We start from the raw sequence: 2,902 nt of genomic DNA on the forward strand, positions 1-2,902 counted from the left end.
TTGATAGTTTCATAGTGTTTCGGTGGTTATAGCGATTGGGAAACGCCCGGTTACATTCCGAACCCGGAAGCTAAGCCTTTCCGCGCCGATGGTACTGCAGGGGGGACCCTGTGGGAGAGTAGGTCGCTGCCGAACAATTTTTAGCCTCAACCCCCGACCGTTGGTCGGGGGTTGAGGCATTTTTGCGTTCAGGGCGCTGTTGGTTCCGGACGGGGCCGGAGCGGCTGGTCGAGGGGATCGTGGAGCGGGTGCTGCTGTGAGGGAGGCGTAAAGAGGTTGGCGGGTGGTGGGGTTGGGCAGCAGTATCGGGCGCATGGAATATGTGATCAGGGGTCAGCGGGTCGACGAGTGGCGTGAGGTCAAGGAGTTGCGGCTGGCGGGGCTGCTGGACGAGGCGGCGCCGATCGCCTTTCTCGAGACGTACGAGAACGCCCTCGCCCGGCCCGATGCCTTCTGGCAGGAGCGGGCCGAGCGGGCGGCGGCCGGGGTCGAGGTGAAAGGTTTCGTCGCCGAGGACGGCGACGGGCGGTGGGTCGGCAGCGTGACCGTGCTCGTCGAGGTGCCGGGTGGGGCCGTGGAGTTCGCGTCGCAGGCCAAGGTGCCGCAGGGGCATCTGGTCGGGGTGTACATCCGGCCCGAGGCGCGGGGGGCCGGGCTGGGGGAGAAGCTCTTCGCCGCCGCGATGGAGTGGGCGTTCGCGCTCGAGGAGCCGCGGCTGGAGCGGGTGCGGCTGTATGTGCACGAGCGGAACGGACGGGCGGAGACGCTGTACCGGAGGTGTGGGTTCGTACGGACCGGGCACACGCTGCCGGCGGATGTCGGGGGGCTCGAGGTCGAAATGGCGGTGGAGCGGCCGTAGTTCGGCGGGTGCGGGTCTTGACCCGTGCCGGTTGGCTTCATTACGATCCGGAGCGGTTCGGATCGTAACTGCGTGGATGGGGATGGGTCATGCGGGTCAAGGGTTTCGATCATCTGGTGCTCAACGTCGGTGATGTCGAGCGGGCGTTGGAGTTCTATACGGGGACGCTGGGGCTGGAGCCCGAGCGGGTCGAGGAGTGGCGGGCGGGGAAGGTGCCGTTTCCGTCGGTGCGGATCGATGAGGGGGCGGTCATCGATCTGTTCTCGCGGCCGCGGGGGGAGTCCAACGTCGATCATCTGTGTCTGGTCGTGGATCCGCTCGACTGGCAGGAGGTCGTCGACTCGGGGACCCTCGACGTGCTGGAGGGGCCCGTGTCGCGGTGGGGGGCTCGGGGGGTCGCGCAGTCGGTCTACGTGAGTGATCCCGACGGCAACACCGTCGAGCTGCGCTGGTATCCGCAGGACGTGCCGGCGTGACGCCCGCGCCCGGGCGGCCGCGGGATCCGGCGATCGACGCCGCGGTGCTGAAGGCCGCCGTCGACGAGCTCGCCGAGGGCGGGTACGGGGGGTTCGCGCTGGAGCGGGTGGCCGCGCGGGCGGGGACCACCAAGGCGGCGATACGGCGGCGGTGGCCGGTGCGGCAGCGGCTCGTCATCGACGCGCTGGGGAGCGTGGTCGCCGTACCGCCGGCGCCGGACAACGGGTGTACGCGGTGCGATCTGCAGCAGAGCGTGCGGCTGTTGGCGCAGACTCTCGACGAGCGGTTGCCCGCCGGGGTGCTGGCGCCGCTGGTCGCGGACTGTGCGGGGGATCCCGAGCTGCACCGGTATCTGACGGACACGCTCATCGCGCCCAGCCGGGCGGCTGCGGTCGTCGCGGTGCGGCGGGCCGTCGGGCGGGGGGATCTGATTCCGGAGGCGGATCCGGAGCTGCTGGTGGATCTGCTGGCGTCCGTCGTCTATCAGCGGGCGCTGTTCGGGCAGGAGGCCGTGGCGGCGCGGCCGTTGGTGGATCTGCTGCTGCGGGGGGTGGCCGTGGACTTCGAGGAGCTCGTACGGATCAGCCGGCTGCCGGCCTCCCGGCGGCGGGCCCACGTACACGACTAGCTTGGGGTGCGGCTCAGCTCCGGCCATCTGTCCTGGGCCTGCTCCGGGGAGCGCAGGACCGCCAGGACGGGGAGCTCGCGGGTCGTGAGGAGGTCCGGGAGCTGGGGGACGGGGGCCACTGCCGCCGCGTCGTGCAGGATCAGGGACATTGGTGGGTCGAGCCGGCCGGTGGATGACCGTGCGGCCATGCGGCGGCCGAGCTCGACCACGTCTGCGGCGAGTGCGGTGAGCAGCGGGAGGGCGCCGGGGTCGCGGCGGGGGTCCTCGATTGCTTCACCGATCACGTAGAGCGTTCCCCCTTCGTCCGCGAATGACTCCAGGCTGAGCGAATCTGTCCGATTGGTGAGACAGCTGTTACGTACGTGGAGGGTGGAGAGGGCCGAGAGGGTCCGGGTGATGAGCTGTTGGGCCTGGTCGCGCCATTCGGGGTGGGCCGTCAGCGCCGATTCGAGGCGGCCGGCCGAGCCCTCGGCGGCGCGGATCGCCGTACGGAGGATCTTCACTGGTTCGTGGGCGGCTCCCGAGGCGGCCGACCAGCGCTGGACGTGGGTGATCGGGCGGTTGTCCACCGCCGCGGCGTGCAGCCAGCTCGTCAGCAGCGTCTGGGCGGTGTCCGCGACGCCCGCGTCGACGCGGGCGCGGGGGCGTACGGGGTGTAGGAGGGCCGCGGCTCGGGTCTCGGCGGCCTTGCGGTCCGTGCAGCCCGCGGTGGGGCTCCAGCGGAGGCGGGCGGGGGTGTCGCAGAGGTGGTCGGGGTCGTAGAGGAGGGTGGGGCCGAGCTTTGCGCGGGCGTCCTTGGTGGCCGACCAGAGGCGTGGAGCCGGCTGCGGCTGCCGGGCGGCCGGACGGGCTGGCTCATCACCCGGTACGACGACGTACGCGCGCTGCTGGCCGACCGGCGCTTCACCCCGCCGATGGTCCAGGTGACGCCCAACGCC

At 71.0% G+C, this 2,902-nt stretch carries 3 protein-coding genes, 1 rRNA gene and 1 pseudogene; 4 read left to right on the forward strand and 1 reads right to left on the reverse strand.

The annotated features are described in order from the left end of the window. The first annotated feature begins 18 nt into the window (after nt 1-18). The 4 genes from rrf to SRB5_RS35635 all read left to right on the forward strand — a co-directional run bounded on the left by rrf (nt 19) and on the right by SRB5_RS35635 (nt 1,964). Nucleotides 19-135, forward strand: a 5S ribosomal RNA gene (gene rrf / locus SRB5_RS35620). Nucleotides 136-313: 178 nt separating this feature from the next. Continuing rightward, on the forward strand, nt 314-859 hold the full coding sequence (locus SRB5_RS35625) for a GNAT family N-acetyltransferase (RefSeq protein WP_153457994.1): 546 nt from the start codon (nt 314-316) through the stop codon (nt 857-859). An 89-nt stretch (nt 860-948) separates the two neighbouring features. Further along, nucleotides 949-1,335: a VOC family protein gene (locus SRB5_RS35630; RefSeq protein ID WP_153457996.1), complete on the forward strand. Its 387-nt coding sequence runs from the start codon at nt 949-951 to the stop codon at nt 1,333-1,335. Continuing rightward, on the forward strand, nt 1,332-1,964 hold the full coding sequence (locus tag SRB5_RS35635; RefSeq protein WP_323379052.1) for a TetR/AcrR family transcriptional regulator: 633 nt from the start codon (nt 1,332-1,334) through the stop codon (nt 1,962-1,964). The genes SRB5_RS35630 and SRB5_RS35635 overlap by 4 nt, the downstream gene beginning before the upstream one ends. Here SRB5_RS35635 and SRB5_RS36080 read toward each other — a convergent pair. Further along, nucleotides 1,961-2,902: pseudogene (locus SRB5_RS36080) on the reverse strand (type IV secretory system conjugative DNA transfer family protein); the annotation flags it as partial. The gene SRB5_RS35635 and the pseudogene SRB5_RS36080 sit on opposite strands and share 4 nt — an antisense overlap.

The sequence above is a fragment of the Streptomyces smaragdinus genome (genome assembly GCF_009604385.1).
GTDB classification, from domain to species: Bacteria; Actinomycetota; Actinomycetes; order Streptomycetales; family Streptomycetaceae; genus Streptomyces; species Streptomyces smaragdinus.

Coding starts and splice junctions, on each gene's coding strand:
- SRB5_RS35625 (WP_153457994.1), top strand. CDS start 314: ATGGAATATGTGATCAGGGGTCAGCGGGTCGACGAGTGGCGTGAGGTC.
- SRB5_RS35630 (WP_153457996.1), top strand. CDS start 949: ATGCGGGTCAAGGGTTTCGATCATCTGGTGCTCAACGTCGGTGATGTC.